Annotated in this window: 16 protein-coding genes; 9 read left to right on the top strand and 7 right to left on the bottom strand. The window is 72.3% G+C overall.

Annotated features, from left to right (window positions below):
* Positions 1-45: 45 nt before the first annotated feature.
* Together ACZ6TV_RS43220 and ACZ6TV_RS43215 are read right to left on the bottom strand one after the other, a co-directional pair.
* A complete protein-coding gene (locus ACZ6TV_RS43220) occupies positions 46-621 on the bottom strand; it encodes a hypothetical protein (RefSeq protein ID WP_465305219.1) in 576 nt (191 codons plus the stop codon).
* Between the two features lie 79 nt (positions 622-700).
* Positions 701-1243, bottom strand: a complete 543-nt coding sequence (locus ACZ6TV_RS43215) for a GNAT family N-acetyltransferase (protein WP_465305217.1) — start codon at positions 1241-1243, stop codon at positions 701-703.
* An 87-nt stretch (positions 1244-1330) separates the two neighbouring features.
* Here ACZ6TV_RS43215 and ACZ6TV_RS43210 point away from each other — a divergent pair, with 87 nt between their 5' ends.
* Complete coding sequence (locus tag ACZ6TV_RS43210) at positions 1331-1795, top strand: peroxiredoxin (RefSeq protein WP_465305215.1); 465 nt, start codon at positions 1331-1333, stop codon at positions 1793-1795.
* Positions 1796-1820: 25 nt separating this feature from the next.
* Here ACZ6TV_RS43210 and ACZ6TV_RS43205 read toward each other — a convergent pair whose 3' ends face one another.
* Entirely contained in the window at positions 1821-2762 is a 942-nt protein-coding gene (locus ACZ6TV_RS43205) for a hypothetical protein (protein WP_465305213.1), read from the bottom strand.
* 111 nt (positions 2763-2873) lie between these two features.
* Here ACZ6TV_RS43205 and ACZ6TV_RS43200 point away from each other — a divergent pair, with 111 nt between their 5' ends.
* Complete coding sequence (locus ACZ6TV_RS43200; protein ID WP_465305211.1) at positions 2874-3713, top strand: RNA polymerase sigma factor; 840 nt, start codon at positions 2874-2876, stop codon at positions 3711-3713.
* A gap of 153 nt (positions 3714-3866) precedes the next feature.
* Positions 3867-4187 (top strand): TSCPD domain-containing protein, encoded by a 321-nt coding sequence (locus ACZ6TV_RS43195; protein ID WP_465305209.1) that lies wholly within the window; start codon positions 3867-3869, stop codon positions 4185-4187.
* Between the two features lie 892 nt (positions 4188-5079).
* Here ACZ6TV_RS43195 and ACZ6TV_RS43190 read toward each other — a convergent pair.
* Genes ACZ6TV_RS43190 through ACZ6TV_RS43180 form a run of 3 tightly spaced genes read right to left on the bottom strand, consistent with a single transcriptional unit; the run spans position 5080 to position 7119 of the window.
* A complete protein-coding gene (locus ACZ6TV_RS43190) occupies positions 5080-5901 on the bottom strand; it encodes an isocitrate lyase/PEP mutase family protein (protein WP_465305207.1) in 822 nt (273 codons plus the stop codon).
* Positions 5902-5923: 22 nt separating this feature from the next.
* Positions 5924-6277 (bottom strand): VOC family protein, encoded by a 354-nt coding sequence (locus tag ACZ6TV_RS43185; RefSeq protein ID WP_465305205.1) that lies wholly within the window; start codon positions 6275-6277, stop codon positions 5924-5926.
* Between the two features lie 38 nt (positions 6278-6315).
* A complete protein-coding gene (locus ACZ6TV_RS43180; RefSeq protein ID WP_465305203.1) occupies positions 6316-7119 on the bottom strand; it encodes a MerR family transcriptional regulator in 804 nt (267 codons plus the stop codon).
* Positions 7120-7232: 113 nt separating this feature from the next.
* On the opposite strand from ACZ6TV_RS43180, the gene ACZ6TV_RS43175 reads away from it, so the two are divergent.
* The 6 genes from ACZ6TV_RS43175 (at position 7233) to ACZ6TV_RS43150 (ending at position 14005) form a co-directional block, all read left to right on the top strand.
* Positions 7233-9083 (top strand): ABC transporter ATP-binding protein, encoded by a 1851-nt coding sequence (locus ACZ6TV_RS43175; RefSeq protein WP_465305299.1) that lies wholly within the window; start codon positions 7233-7235, stop codon positions 9081-9083.
* Positions 9084-9370: 287 nt separating this feature from the next.
* Positions 9371-10651, top strand: a complete 1281-nt coding sequence (locus ACZ6TV_RS43170; RefSeq protein WP_465305201.1) for an ABC transporter substrate-binding protein — start codon at positions 9371-9373, stop codon at positions 10649-10651.
* Positions 10652-10708: 57 nt separating this feature from the next.
* Complete coding sequence (locus ACZ6TV_RS43165; protein ID WP_465305199.1) at positions 10709-11572, top strand: carbohydrate ABC transporter permease; 864 nt, start codon at positions 10709-10711, stop codon at positions 11570-11572.
* Positions 11569-12384: a carbohydrate ABC transporter permease gene (locus ACZ6TV_RS43160; RefSeq protein ID WP_465305197.1), complete on the top strand. Its 816-nt coding sequence runs from the start codon at positions 11569-11571 to the stop codon at positions 12382-12384. The genes ACZ6TV_RS43165 and ACZ6TV_RS43160 overlap by 4 nt, the downstream gene beginning before the upstream one ends.
* A 113-nt stretch (positions 12385-12497) precedes the next feature.
* A complete protein-coding gene (locus ACZ6TV_RS43155) occupies positions 12498-13409 on the top strand; it encodes an NAD-dependent epimerase/dehydratase family protein (protein ID WP_465305195.1) in 912 nt (303 codons plus the stop codon).
* Positions 13406-14005, top strand: coding sequence for a hypothetical protein (locus ACZ6TV_RS43150; RefSeq protein ID WP_465305193.1), 600 nt, complete (start codon positions 13406-13408; stop codon positions 14003-14005). The genes ACZ6TV_RS43155 and ACZ6TV_RS43150 overlap by 4 nt, the downstream gene beginning before the upstream one ends.
* Here ACZ6TV_RS43150 and ACZ6TV_RS43145 read toward each other — a convergent pair.
* Positions 13992-15341, bottom strand: coding sequence for a DUF4419 domain-containing protein (locus ACZ6TV_RS43145; protein WP_465305191.1), 1350 nt, complete (start codon positions 15339-15341; stop codon positions 13992-13994). The two genes, ACZ6TV_RS43150 and ACZ6TV_RS43145, sit on opposite strands and share 14 nt — an antisense overlap.
* Positions 15342-15346 lie beyond the last annotated feature (5 nt).

The following is a 15346-nucleotide window of genomic DNA, read 5'->3' as shown; positions in this document are numbered from 1 at the left end:
TGCGGCAGCGACCTTTCGGATCACTTGCGACGAACTTGCGCCGCCTCAGGCGGGCAGGTGGGAGACGACGAGCTTGGCGAGCTTCTCCGTGTCGGTGCGGCTGCGGCCCTCCTTCGGCGCGTCCTTGACGCCGGTGGAGATGACCAGCAGGTCGTCGCCGACGAGCACCATGACCTGACCGTTCGGGGTGTCCCAGTAGGCGTCGCTGCCCAGCCCCGCGACCGCGGCCGCGTCGCCCGTCCGCTGGCTGGTGAACTGCTTGCGGTTGTCGGTGGCGCCGGCCGCCGTGAGCGCCTTGCGGTAGCCGACGTTGGCGTACCGCTGGTCGTCGGCGGACCAGTACACACACGAGTTGAACCTGGTGTCGGTCTTGCCGGGCTCGTTGTCGGTGAACTTCGCCGCGCCCTTGAGCTCCCCGCCGAGCACCGCCCGCGCGTCGGCGGCCTGGTAGAACTCGCAGCCGGGCGTCGCCGCCACGGCCGTCGCACTGGCCGCCGCGGCGGTCTGTGTCGCTGCCTGTGTCGCTGTGGGTGTCGACGGTGCCGGGTCGGCGGCGGTGCCGCCCGAGCAGCCGGTGAGCGCCGCCACGGCGAGCAGCAGCGCGAATCCGATGGGTCGCATGTCATGGTCCCCTTCGCCGAAGGCAGCCGCGATGCTAGTGCCCTCCCGCAACCACCGGTCACGTCGTCGACGACGCCGGTTACAGGGGACGCTCGTACCGGCTGACGAGGGTGCGGGTCCCGCCGGTGGAGCGCTGGCCGGGTGCGCCGCCGACCTCGACGTCGCCGCGGTGCCGGAAGCCGGCGGACTCGTAGTAGGCGCGCAGGGCGGCGTTGCCGGCGACGCAGTCGAGGCGCAGGGCGGTGGCGTGGCGGTCGCGGGCCTGCCCGGCGGCCCAGGCCAGGATGGTGCGGCCGGTGCCGGCGTACCGGCGCCGCACCGCCATCCGGTGCACGTAGCCGGCGGGTGCGGGCTCGTCGGTCCACAGTGGATCGGACCAGTCGAGGGTGACGGTCCCGGCCGTGTGGTCACCGGCGCGGACCAGCCACGTCTCGCCGCGCCGCACGGCGGGCGTGACCCAGGCGGCGTCGAAGCAGGCCGGCCACTGCCGGACGCCGCCGGCGGTGAGCCACGCCGCGGCCTCGTCGAGGACGGAGAGGACGTCGGCCACGTCGGCGGCGGTCGCGCGGACGAAGGACGGCCCGGGGAGTGCGCCGCGGGGCGGCTCACCTGAGTTCGGCATGCCGCGATCGTCGCAGCCCGCCCAGGGGGTTGTCCGCCCCGCCGGGTTGCGCCGGGCCCGCCGGACGCGGGTGAGATGATGGGCGGCATGAAGGTCGGGGACATCGTCGAGGACTTCGAGCTCGCGGACGAGACTGGCGTGACCCGGTCGCTGACCGGGCTGCTCGCGGACGGGCCGGTGGTCCTGTTCTTCTACCCGGCGGCGCTGACCGCGGGCTGCACCGCCGAGGCGTGCCACTTCCGGGACCTCACCGCGGACATCAGGGCCGTCGGCGGGCACCCCGTCGGGATCAGCGGCGACGAGGTCGAGCGGCAGGCCGAGTTCGCGACCCGGCACCGGCTCGGCTATCCGCTGCTGTCGGACAGGGACGGCACGGTCCGCGCGCGGTTCGGGCTGGGCCGCGGCCTGCTCGGGCTGACCGCGACGAAGCGCGTCACGTATGTCATCGACACCGACCGCCGGGTCCTCGACGTCATCAGGAGCGAGATCCGCATGGACGCGCACGCGGACAAGGCGATCGAGGCGCTGCGCAAGCGGCAGCAGGGCGCGTAGCGTCTCGCCGGACCGGTCGGTGCCGTCAGGACGGCACGGACCGGCGTGGCGCGGTGCCGCCGGACAGCCCGCGGATCCGGTCGAGGAGCGCGACGACGAACGGCTCGGTCCCGAAGTCCCACAGGCCGCCGTCCCAGTAGTGGGACCGCTGCTGGAAGAACAGGCACGCGCGCAGCTCGTCGACGTCGCCGGGCAGGTCGCCGGTGCGCTGCCACCGCTCCCGCGCCGCGACCACCAGCTCGGCCAGCCCGGGGGAGCCGCCGTGCAGGTCATAGCCGTTGTACGTGTGAGCGAACCGCACCAGCTCCGCGAACCCGGCGCCCTCACCCGGCACGGCGACGAGGTCCGGCGCCGGGTGCGGGCGCACGCGGACCTCCCTGGCGGTGACCTCGTGCCGGTCGCCGAACACGTCGACGGTCAGCGTCGTGTCCGGCCCGGCGGCCCGCAGCCGGAGCTCGAACGCGCCGTGCGCGCCGGGCACCCGGAACGTCATCCGCGGGTCGTCGAGCTCGAGCAGGACCTCGAGCTCCGGCAGCCGCAGCCGTTGCTCGTCGACGAGGTGCTGGAGCCGTGCCCGGATGACGGCATGGCAGTACACCTGGATCCGCCGCAACGTCGTGATCGGCACGTCGGCCCGTCGGGGCGGCTCCAGGAGCGTGGCGAGGTGCGGGTGCTTCGCCCGCCCGGCGAGATCGGCGGGGCGGTCCCCGGCGGCGGTCCGCAGCCCGCGCCAGGCGCCGAGCCCGACGAGCCGCTCGACGACCTCCGCGGGCGCGCCGCCGTGCGCGGCCTGGTGCAGCGGCGCGAACCATGACGTGCCGCCGGGACGGGTCGCGTTGACCAGGCCGGGATGCTCCGCCAGGAGCGCCAGCACGCCGGGCCAGTCGTAGCGTTTCGCGAGGTCGGCGAGCCGGTGCCGCTCCTGCGCCGTCGACTGCGTCGTCCCGTCCCACACCTGCTCCGCCATCCCCGCATCCTCCCGGCCGGGTGGAGAAAGTGTTATCCGGGGGGCCGGGTTCCGGTCTGTTGCCGGTGAAGGGGACGCCGCCCGGCGTCCGCGACAGTGCGGGAGCAGGCAGTGGACGCACCGGAACGGCGGGACGACGAGCTCGTGACGGCGGCCCGCGGCGGGGACCACGACGCGATGCGTGAGCTCGCCGCGCGGTGTCTGCCGCTGGTGTACAGCGTGGTCGGCCGCGCCGCGGACCGGGACCTGGACGTCGAGGAGATCGTGCGGGACGCGATGCTCGGGGTGGTGACGGGACTGGCGGCGGTGCGCGACCCGGCGCGGCTGCGCGCCTGGGCGGTGACGATCGCGATGCGGCAGCTCGCTGACGCGCGCGGCGCCGCCCACCGGCAGCGGCTCACGCGGGACGGTCGCCACACCGCCCCCGGGCCCGGCCCCCGCGTCGAGCGGCTGGTCCTGCTGCGGCAGGCGCTGACGCACGAGCAGCGGCAGGTGGCGTCCGCTTCCCGGTGGCTGAACCCGTCGTACCGGGAGCTGCTGGCACTCTGGTGGCTGGAGACCGGCGGATACCTCGGTAGGGCGGACGTCGCCGCCGCGGTGGCGCTGCCGGTGCCGCACGTGGCGGTGCGGGTGCAGCGCATGCGGGAGCAGCTCGACACCGCCCGCCGGGTGGTCGCCGCGCTGCGGGCCTCGCCGCGGTGCGGTCTGCTGCGGGAGCTGACCGCGGGATGGGACGGGGAGCCGGATCCGTTGTGGCGCAAGCGGATCGCCCGGCACCTGCCGGTGTGCCCCGGCTGCGCCGCCCGGACCGGAGGGCCTCTGGTCCCGCCGGAGTGGCTCCTCGCGACGTTGCCGCTGCTGGTACCGCCGCCGCACCTGAACGTCGTGCGGCGCGACGGTCGTCAGGTGAGGTGCTCGGCCAGGCCGACGACGATGCCCCCGGCGCCGTAGGGTCGCAGGCCTTCCCGCCGCGTGTCGCACGGCGTGTCGATCGGGTGTTCGACACCGGGCCGTGTCGGTGCTGTCGGTCCGGCCCCGGGTGCCCTACGGTTCGGGACGTCGCCGGTCCTCGGGGACCGGCCGGAAACCGGACGGGGTGGAACGATGACGGGTGTGACACGGGGTTCGTCGGTGCCGGGACAGCGGGAGCGGCACACCACCGGCTGCACGGTGGACTTCACGATCGCCGGCGTCCCGGGCGTGATGACCACGGGCCACGGCCTGGACGGCACCCTGCGCCGGGTCGACCTGCGCGCCGGCGTGCACGGCTCGGAGCTGGCCGGCCTCGCCGACGCCCTCGCAACGGCGATCACACTGGGCCTCCAGCACGGCGCCCCGCCCGCGGCGTACGTCGACGCCCTGCGCCGCCTGCAGCTCGACACCGAAGCCGCGGGCCACCCGCTCGCCGAGGCCCTCGAACCCTGACGAGAGGCCCGCGGGTCCGGGACCTTGTGCGGGAGAGCCCACCGCACCCCCGGCCGCGGCGCTTCACCTGCGGCGTCACCGGCGGAACGGCCTGCCCGAAGACACCGTGTGCCACGCCGGTCTCGAGGACGGCGCTGCGTCACGCCTCGGGATCTCGGCGAGGTCGGCCCCTCTGCACCGCCGTGGACAGCGAACACACCGCACCGTCTGGGCCGGCGTGCTCCGTGCGGCTCCCCTTGAGTGGGTGGCGAGCGCCGGGCGTCCGCTCCGCACCGCCCCCGGGGTGGCGTCCTCCACGCCGTCCTGGCGGCAACCTCCACGCAGGGCCGGGCGGGGAGCCTCGCGCAGGGCATGGCGGGCGGCTGGGTGATCGGTTGTTGCCGGCGTTCGTCACTGGCGACCGCGCGTGGGCGGATGTCCGCGTGGTGAGTGTGGTCGGGCGGTTGTGGGACGTGGTTGGTCAGGGCGTGCGGGGCCTCCTGGACGTGAGGGTGACCGGCGTCGGAGATGGCGTCGAGCGAGCTACGGGCGTCCGTGCGGCGTGGGCATGCGCGTGCAGGTGTGGTTGGTGAGGGCGCGTCGACCTCCCGGCATGTGGTCGCCGGCGCCGGAGATGGTGCCGGGCGAGTTGCGGGTGTCTGCCCGGTGTGGGGCGCGCGCGGGCGGTTGTGTGGCGAGGCGTGGCTGGTGAAACCGCGGGGGCCTTCCGGGCGGTGAGGGTGGCGGGCGTCGGAGATGGTGCTGAGCGACCTGCGCGCGTCCGTGCGGCGTGGTTGGTGGAAGCGCGCAGGACCCCCGGGGCGTGCAGGTGGCGGGCGCCGGAGATGGTGCCGAGCGACCTGCGCGCGTCCGTGTGGCGCGGCGCGGGCGGGCTGCGGTGAGGCGTCCGTGGTCAGCGGGGGCGGAAGAGGTCGTTGAGGTCGGACTGGGAGATCTGGTCGTCGGCGTAGGTGAAGGTGCCGTGCTCGGCGAGCTCCTGGGCCGCGCGGCGCAGGTGGTGATACATGGAGCGGGCGAGGCTGCCGCCGATCGTCACCCGCCGGACGCCGAGGGCGCGCAGGTCGGCGAGGGACAGGGCGCCGCCGGTGAGGCCCATGACGACGTTGAGCGGGCCGTCGAGCTCGCGGACCAGGGTGCCGATCGTCGTGGCGTCGGCGGCGCCCGGGACGAAGGCGCAGTCGGCGCCGGCCGCCAGGTAGGCGTTGGCGCGGGTGACGGCGTCGGTGAGGGTGCCGCCGACGAGGAGTGCGTCGGTGCGGCCGACCAGCACGAACTCGTCGGAGGGGGCGGCGGCGCGGGCGGCGTGGATGCGGTCGGTGGCGAGGGCGAGGTCGTGCAGCGGGGTGGTGCGGTCGCCGGTGAAGTCCTCGATGTTGCCGCCCGCGGCGCCGGCGGTGACCGCCGTCGTGATCGTGGCGGCCACCGCGTCGGGTGAGGGGCCGAAGCCGTCTTCGAGGTCGGCGCTCAGGGGCACCGCGATCTCCGCGGCGATCTGCCGGACCCGGTCGAGCATGGTGTCGCGGTCGAGGCGGCCGCGCGGGCCGTGCTCGGTGAAGAAGTCGTGGTCGGGCCGGCCGAGGGAGAACGCGATCCCGGCGCTCGTCGTCGCGACGGCGGGGAAGCCGGCCGACTCGAGCAGCCGGGCGCTGCCCACGTCCCACGCGTTGGGCAGCAGGAAACAGCCCGACTGGTGGAGCTCGAGAAACCGACCCACGGCACAGACCCCCGAGATCCGATCAGCTGGCACCGATGTCGAAGAGGTTACCCTCGGGGTCCGACAATGTTGTCCAGACGACGCCGTATTCGGAGAAGTCCGCGACGTGCTTCGCGCCGAGGCCGACGGCCCGGGTGACGGCGCCCGGCAGGTCGCTGGTGTGCAGGTCCAGGTGGATGCTGTTCTTGCCCGGGGTCCTGTCCGGCACCTGGATGAACATGAGCGCCGGCTGGGCGCCCGTGGTGCGGCCGACCGTGGCGAAGAACGGGGTCGGCGAGGGGTCGACGGTGCTGTTCAGCAGCGCGGCGTAGAAGCCCGCGAGCAGCGCCGCGTCGGCGCAGTCGACGGTGACGTGGGCGATGGCGAGATCAGACATTCGGAAAAACACCCCTAAGCGATGGAGCGACAAAGCGATCAGGCGATGGGCCAGCAGATCTCGGTCCGGAACTCGTCCGGGTCCGGTGTGTCGTCAGGACCGACGAGGTAGACCTCGGCGATCGGGTCGGGCAGTGCGGTGTCGTGCGAGGCCACGTGCAGCCCGAGCCGTCCGTACGTGGTGTCGCAGTCGGCGAACGGCCCGTTGTGCACGGCCACGGCGTACCGGCGCGGCGGCAGGAACCCGAAGCGGTCGTCGCCCGGCGGTACCGCGGCCGCGGGAACCGGGACGAAAGCCATGACCTCCCCGGTCTCGCCCGCGAAGAACTCGGACGAGTAGGTCGCCCCGGAGGGCCCGGCCGGGTCGGTGCGCAGCTCCGCGAGGGTGCCGTAGAGCTGCGGGAAGACCTGCCCGCACCACGCCGACACCTCGTCCCGGGAGATCCGCGCCGACACGCGGAGCACCGGCGATCCCGGGGCGAGCCGGTGCCGCACGGGCAGCGAGGGCGCGGCCCCCAGCAGCCGCCGCAGCGACAGGACGACCTCCCGGGTCCGGGTGAGCGAGGCCTCCATCCGGTCCAGGTGCCTGGCGAGGGTGTCCTGCCGCGCCGCCGGGTCGGGCTCGGCGAGCACGGTGCGGATCTCCGCGATCGGCATGTCGAGGTCGCGCAACCGCCGGATGAGGTGCGCGTCGTCGACCTGGCCGGGCGCGTACCGCCGATACCCGGTGTCCTCGTCGACGCCGGCCGGGACCAGCAGTGCGATGTCGTGGTAGTACCGCAGCGTCTTGGCGCTGAGGTGGCACAGCCGCGAAAACTCCCCGATGGTCACGCCCGGTGTCATGCCGCTCATTAGAACCCGTTCCAGTAGGGGGAAGGTCAAGCCGACTGGACCTCAACCACACTCGAGGTCGTACGGTGGCGGACGTGAGCATGGAAGTCACCGCCTGGAACCAGATGTATCAAGCCTCCCATGCGACCCAGGACCGGCGGCCGTTCTCGGCCGTCACCCTGCGGCGCATCGTCGCTTTCGCCCGCCCCCACCGGGCCCGGCTCGCCGGGTTCCTGTCCCTGAGCGTCGTGGCTGCGCTGCTCGCGGTCGCCACCCCGGTGCTGGCCGGCAGGGTCGTCGACGCCATCGTCGGTGGCGGATCGCGCGACACCGTCGTGACCCTCGCCGTGCTCATCGCGGTCATCGCGCTGGTCGAGGCCGGGGTCGGGCTGCTCGCCCGGCTGCTGTCGGCGAAGATCGGCGAGGGGCTGATCCTCGACCTGCGCACCGCCGTGTTCGACCACGTGCAGCGCATGCCGGTCGCGTTCTTCACCCGCACGCGCACCGGCGCGCTGGTCAGCCGGCTCAACAACGACGTCATCGGCGCTCAGCGGGCGTTCAGTGGCACCCTGTCCGGCGTCGTGAGCAACATCGTCACGCTGTCGCTGACGCTCGCGGTGATGGTGAGCCTGTCGTGGCAGATCACGGTGCTGGCGCTGCTGCTCCTGCCGGTGTTCGTGCTGCCCGCCCGGCGGATGGGCGCTCGGCTCGCCCGGCTGCAGCGGGAGGCGGCCACGCACAACTCGGCGATGAGCACCCAGATGACCGAGCGCTTCTCCGCACCGGGCGCGACCCTGGTCAAGCTGTTCGGGCGACCGGCGGACGAGTCGGCGGAGTTCGCGGCGCGGGCCCGGCGGGTCCGCGACATCGGCATCCGCACCGCCATGAACCAGACCGTGTTCGTCACGGCCCTGACGGTCGTGTCGGCGCTCGCCCTCGCCCTCGTGTACGGCGTCGGCGGCGTCGCGGCCCTGAAGGGGAGCCTGGACGCGGGTGCCGTGGTGGCGCTCGCGTTGCTGCTGACCCGGCTGTACGCGCCGCTGACCGCCCTCGCCAGCGCCCGGGTCGAGGTGATGAGCGCCCTGGTCAGCTTCGAACGCGTCTTCGAGATCCTCGACCTGCGTCCCCTGGTGGCGGAGAAGCCCGGCGCCCGCACGGTCCCCGCCGGCCCGGTGTCGGTGGAGTTCGACGCGGTCCGCTTCGGCTACCCCGCCGCCGACAAGGTGTCCCTCGCCTCCCTGGAGGAGGTCGCGACCCTCGACACCCGCGGCGGCGTCGAGGTCCTGCACGGCGTGTCGTTCAAGGCCGAACCGGGGCAGATGATCGCCCTGGTCGGCTCGTCCGGCGCCGGGAAGTCGACCATCGCGCAGCTGCTGCCCCGCCTGTACGACGTGGACTCCGGCGCCGTGCGCCTGGCCGGCGTGGACGTGCGGGACCTGACCGCCGACGCGATCCGGGCCACGCTGGGCATGGTCACCCAGGACGGCCACCTGTTCCACGAGTCGGTGCGCGCCAACCTGCTCCTCGCCCGGCCCACCGCGACGGAGGACGAGCTCTGGGCGGTCCTGCGCCGGGCCCGCCTCGACCAGCTCGTCGAGGCGCTCCCCGACGGCCTCGACACCGTCGTCGGGGAGCGCGGCTACCGCCTGTCCGGTGGCGAGCGGCAGCGCCTCACGATCGCCCGGCTGCTGCTGGCCGGTCAGCAGGTGGTGGTGCTCGACGAGGCGACCGCCCACCTCGATTCGACGTCGGAGGCCGCGGTACAGGCGGCGCTCGCCGAAGCGTTGAGCGGCCGCACGGCCGTCGTCATCGCGCACCGCCTGTCCACCGTGCGGGCGGCCGACCTCATCCTCGTCGTGGAGGGCGGCAGGATCGCCGAGCGCGGCACGCACACCGAGCTGCTCGCCGCGGGCGGCCGGTACGCGGAGCTCTACCGCACCCAGTTCGCCGACGAACCCGAACCCGTCCGTTCATAGGCCTTGCCCACCCCCGCCGCCCGCGGAGACCGACGGTCTCCGCGGGCGGTTTCCGTTGTGCCGCCTGCCTGATTATGCGCTTCAGTGTGGTCGTGCCGGAGCGCCCGGCATGGTGCCGCCGGCGTCGCGGGATGAGCGGGAGCGTGCTGCGCGCCGTGGGATTGACAGGGTCAGGGTGCGGGCCTACCTTGATGAAACTTATCCGGTTCAGTGAATGCGTTCCGAGCTTGGCACCTGTGCGGCACGACCGATAACACCCCACGAATCGGAAGGTGGTACCCGCGCATATGAAGCGGCACCTCATCGCCTTGCTCGCCGTGTCGTCCCTCGTCCTCACCGCCTGCGGGGACGACGCCGGCAGCGGCGGCGACGGCAAGATCGCCGGTGACATCACGGTACTGACGCAGCGGACCGACCTCGTCGACACCGTCCTGCCCGAGTACAAGAAGAAGTTCGAGGCCAAATATCCCGGCACGAACGTGAAGTTCGAGGCGATCACCGACTACGAGGGGGAGGTGCGCGTCCGGATGAACACGAAGAACTACGGCGACGTGCTGCCGATCCCCAACTCCGTCACCGCCGATCAGCTCCCGCTGTTCTTCGAGCCCCTCGGCACCGTCGACGAGCTCAAGGACAAGTATCGCTTCGTGCGCTCGGAGCAGACGTTCGGCGGCAAGGTCTACGGCCTCGCGATCACCGGCAACGCCCAGGGTTACGTGTTCAACAAAAAGGTGTGGACCGCCGCCGGGATCACCGAGCCGCCGAAGACGCCGGAGGAGTTCCTGACGGCGCTGAAGGCCATCAAGGACAAGACGGGCGTGACCCCGCTGTACACCAACTACAAGGACGGCTGGCCGCTCGGCCAGTGGGAAGGCGTGCGCGGCGCGGTCAGCGGCGACCCGGAGGCGGCGACGAAGCTCGCCAAGGACGACGCGCCGTGGAGCCCCGGCAAGGAGCAGTACATCATCGACTCGCTGCTCTTCGACGCGGTCAAGGGCGGCTACACCGAGGCGGACCCGACGACGACGAACTGGGAGCAGTCCAAGGGCCTGCTCGGCACCGGGAAGATCGCCACGATGATGCTCGGCTCCTGGTCCGTCGTGCAGATGCAGGCGGCCGCCGCGAGCAAGGACGACATCGGCTACTGGCCGTTCCCCAACCAGGTCGGCGGAAAGTTCCACACGGTCGTCGGCGGCGACTACAAGAACGGCATCAACGTCAACTCGAAGAACAAGGCGACCGCGCGGGCGTGGGTCGACTGGTTCGCCGACGAGTCGAACTACGCCACCGACCAGGGCGGCGTGTCCGTGGTGACCAGCGCGCAGCTGCCGGCCTCCCTCGCCGACCTGCAGGCGGCGAAGACGGAGTTCATCGAGCTGAACCCGGCGCCGAAGGGCGAGGAAGGGCTCGCCGACAAGATCGGCAACACGGCGGAGATCGCGCTGTTCGACGGCAAGTACCGCCAGCGGCTCGTCGACGCGGCGCGCGGCGCGAAGAAGGAGACGAAGGAGCAGATCTTCGCCGACCTGAACAAGAAATGGGCCGACACCCGGGCGAAGCTCAAGTAGACGCATTCGGCGTGCGGCCCCAGCGCTTGGGGCCGCACGCGTTTCTTGGAGGACTTCATGAGGCGCACGCTGACGCCTTACCTGTTTCTCGTCGCGCCGCTGACGTTCCTGGTCGTGTTCACCTACGTCCCGGTGGTGAACATGTTCGGCTACAGCGTCACGTCCTGGGACGGGCTGAGCCCCAGCCGGGAGTTCGTCGGATTCGGCAACTACGTCGAGATCGCCACCCGGCCCGAGCTCTTCGGGGTGCTGAAGGTCAGCCTGTACTACATCGGCGCGTCCGTCGTGCAGATCGTGCTCGCCCTGTACTTCGCCACGATCCTGAGCTTCAACACGCGGTTCCGGAACCTGTTCAAGGGCGTGCTCTTCTTCCCGTACCTCATCAACGGCGTCGCCATCGGCATGATCTTCCTGTTCTTCTTCCAGCCCGGCGGCACCCTCGACTCGGCGATGTCGGCGGTCGGTCTCGGCGGCGCCACCCAGCAATGGCTCGGCGACCCCGCCGTCGTCAACTACTCGCTCGCCGGCACCTCGGTCTGGCGCTATCTCGGACTCAACTTCGTGCTGTTCCTCGGCGCCATCCAGTCGATTCCCGCGCACCTGTACGAGGCCGCGGAACTCGACGGCGCGAACCGCTGGGACCAGTTCCTGCACATCATCCTGCCGGGCATCCGGCCGATCGTCGGACTGTCGTTCATCCTCGCGATCTCCGGCTCGCTCTCGGTCTTCGAGATCCCGTTCATCATGACCGGCGGCGCCAACGACAGCGAGACGTTCGTCATCCAGACCGTGAACATGGCCTTCAAGTACTACAAGCTCGGTCTCGCCTCGGCGATGGCGGTCGTGCTGCTGCTCATCATCCTGCTGGTGACGTGGCTGCAGCGCCGCATCGCACCCGACGAGAAGGTGGACCTGACGTGATCGGCCGGCTGCTCAAGTACCTGTCGCTGATCGGCGCCTCCCTGGTGGTGCTGCTGCCGCCGGTCGTCCTGGTGATGGCATCGTTGAAGACGAACCAGGAATACCTCACCAGCGGGCCCTTCGACCCGCCCGGCGACTGGTTCAACTTCGACAACTACGCCACGGCGTTCACCAAGGGGCACATGCTCCGCGGCTTCGTGAACACGTCCGTCATCATGGCCGTCTCGCTCGCCGGCACCGTCCTCATCGGGTCGATGGCGGCCTACGCCATCGACCGCTTCAGGTTCCGCCTCCGCGGGGTGGTCGTCGCCCTGTTCCTCCTGGCCACCCTGGTGCCCGGCGTGACGACCCAGGTCGCGACGTTCAAGGTGGTCGACGCCCTCGACCTCTACGACACCCGCTGGTCGGCGATCGTCCTCTTCCTCGGCACCGACATCATCTCCATCTACATCTTCCAGCAGTTCCTGCGCGGCGTCCCCCGCGAGCTCGACGAGGCCGCCGCGATGGAAGGCGCCACCGCGTTCGGCATCTACTGGAAAATCATCCTGCCACTGCTGAAACCCGCGATCGCGACCGTCGTCATCATCAAGGGCATCGCCATGTACAACGAGTTCTACATCCCCTTCCTGTACATGCCCTCGCAGGAGCTGGGGGTCATCTCGACGTCGCTGTACCGCTTCAAAGGCCCGTTCGGCGCACAATGGGAGGTCATCTCAGCCGGCGTCATCCTCGTCATCATCCCGACGCTGATCGCCTTCCTGGCCCTGCAACGCTTCATCTACAACGGCTTCACCGCGGGCGCCGTCAAATAGCCGCCGCCGGTGGTTCGCTCGGCTCGGCCGGAGCACGGGTCGCCTGGCCCTCGGCAGGTCCGGCCGGGAATCGGAGGTTGACAAGTGGGTGGGGGAGACGGGCAGGATTCGGCGTGCGGATTCTCGTGGTGGGTGGCAGTGGGTTGATCGGGGCGCACGTCGTGGACGTGCTCCGCGAGCGGGGACACCAGGTGACGACCGTGGCGCGCAGCGCGCAGCCCGGGGTGGACCACCTGCTCGACATGGAGAGCGCGCCGGGGGACCGGTTGCGGGCGGTGCTCGCAGGGCATGACGGGGTGGTGTTCGCGGCTCGCACCGACGAGCAGAAGCCGCTGCGCAAGCCGATCCTTCCGCAGTTCCGCCGCGACATCGTGGACCCCGTGGTGCGGCTGTTCACCGCGGCCCGGGAGGAGGGGCTCACCCGCGGGGTCGTGATGGGGTCGTATTACACGTACTGGGACCGTCTGCATCCCGAGCTGCGGTTGACGCAGCGGCACGCGTACATCCGCTGCCGGGTCGAGCAGGCCCGGGAGGCGCGCACCGCGGCCGGGCCGCAGCTGCCCGTCGCCGTGCTGGAGCTGCCGTTCGTGTTCGGGCGGGCGGGGGACCGGCTGCCGAACTGGGCGGGACCGCTGGACAAGTGGGCGAGGTCGGGCTCCCCGCTGCTCGCCCCGGCGGGCGGAACTGCGGTGACGTCGGCGCGGGCCGTTGCGGTCGTGGCCGCCGACGCGCTGGAGCGGGGCAGCGGCGAGGACATTCCCGTCGCTGACGAGAACCTCACCTGGGACGAGATGCTCGGGCGGGTCGCGGCGGCGGTCGGGCGGCCGCGCAAGGTCCGCCGCATGCCGGCCGCCGCGGTCCGGGCGTCGCTGCGGCTCGGCGGGGCGATGCACGCGCTGGGGCGCAAGGAGGCCGGGGTCAACCCGTCGTATCTGGCGGACGTGCTGCTCGCCGAGCTCTACGTCGCGCCGCTGACCGGGGAGTCGCTGGGCGGGTCCATCGAAGAGACGTTCAGCGCCGCGTGAACTGGGTCGCGAGGGTCGGCTGCGAGGGCGGCCCGCTGCTCGTGTGCGCCTCGGCCGCGTTCCAGGACTGGGGCGGCGCGGTGCTGTCCGACGACTACGAGCTCGACCCGGCCTGCGACCTGGCCCGCGCCACCGCGGTGCTGTACCCGTCGGACGACGACGAGTTCGAGGCCGGCGTCGTCCGGTTCGGCGAAGGTGACCGGCACACGGGTCTCGTGTGGGCGATGGACGGCCCGGGCACCGCGGAGGTCGCGGTCACCGGCGACGGCGGGCTGCTCGTGATGCGGTCATGGGTGCGCAACTGCGATGCGCCGCGCCGGTATGCCGGCAGCGCCGCCGCCCGCGCGAGGGAGCTGCCGGTCGCCGAGCTGGACCTGACGGCCGGTCCGGTCACCGTGGCCTGGGCGCCGGTCACCGCCGCGCAGGCGGAACACGCCGTCGAGGTCGACCTGGCCGGCGCGCGCTGCCGGGTCAGCGCCGGGTGGCTGGACGGCGTGCGGGGGCGGTACGCGCCGCTGGAGGAGCAGTACGGGCCGCCGGTGCCGGCGGACGACGACGCCTGGAGCTGCCGCTGGGTGCGGCTCACCCCGATGTGAGGCCGCTGAGCCGGCCGGTCTCCAGGTGGGTGATGTCGCCGCCGGAGCCGAGGGCGGCGGCGAGCAGCGCGGCCAGGGACGGGCCGAGCACCGGCACGGTGGCCGGGTCGTCCATCAGCTCGCCGGTTTCGCCGATCCGGCACAGCACCCACGACTCGGCCCCGGTCTCGTCGTGCTTGACGAAGGCGATGCTGCGGCCGTCGGCGAGCTCGATGACCGTAGTGCCCCACACGCCCGGCAGGCCGGTGCGGAAGGTGCGGCGGGGGCCCGCGGGCGGCAGGTGCCAGGCGCCGCCGAACAGGGTCGCCGAGCCGATCCGGGTGTACAGCGCGACCACGTCGGCGGGCACGTCCTCCGCCCGTTCGCCCACGGGGGTGGTCTCGTGCTCCTCGACGATCCGGTCGATCACGTCGTCGATCTGGACGTCGGCCCGGGTGAGGTGCCAGCCGGCGACCGGGCGCAGCGCGCCGCCGGGGTCCTGGGCGACCGCGACGAGGCCACCGTGCAGGGCGACGGCCCCGGCGGCGCCGTCCTCGTCGCAGACGTTGACGACGACCCGGGACAGGGTGGCGGGGACGTCGGCGCTGGTGATGCCGGGGCCGAAATAGAAGTCGCCGGGCCTGATCGTGACGTCGCGCGGTTCGCCGACCGGGAGGTCCAGCAGCCGGTTCGGCCGGTCGATCGAGGCGCTCTTCAGGTAGGGGTAGAAGCGGGCGATCCAGCCGGTGATGACGTCGCCGCCGTAGGCGTCGGACGGGTTGTACATGCGTTGCCAGAACGCGCGGTCGGGGTTGCCTTCCGCGGCCGCGACGAACGCGTCGGCGAGCGTGGCCAGGGACCGGCACCACGTCTCGAGCCCGAACCGGGCGATCTCGTCGATCCGGGACCGGATGCGCCGCCAGTCCTCGGCGGTGCCGGTCAGCGTCACCGACGGGATGCCGCAGATGCTGTCCAGCCACAGCGAGAAGTACGGCGAGTACGCGTCGAGCAGCACGATGCGGGCGGCGGTCCGCTCGACCGCGGTGCTGGTGGAGAAGTCGCACTCGAACAGGCCGGCGTCCGCGGCCGAGCCGGCGACGAGACCGGCGAACGTGTCGACTAGGTCCGGCCACGACACCGACCGCACGGGGACGTCCACGGTGACCGTGAGGCGCTTGCGCCCGGTGTGGCCGACCAGCAGCGGCCGCAGCTCCTCGGCGTGCAGGCGGATGTGCTGCGCCACGCCCTGCGCGATGGTGAGCCACACCGCGTCGGGGGACAGGACGAGCGGGCGGTGGTCGGCGAACGCCCGGGCGACCGCGCTCAGCAGCGGGTGCACCCCGTCCGGCTCGAGCACCGGCA

It is taken from the genome of Dactylosporangium sp. NPDC051087 (assembly GCF_055586325.1).
The sequence above is the reverse complement of the archived record's forward strand: the minus strand, read 5'-3'. Positions and strand labels throughout refer to the sequence as shown.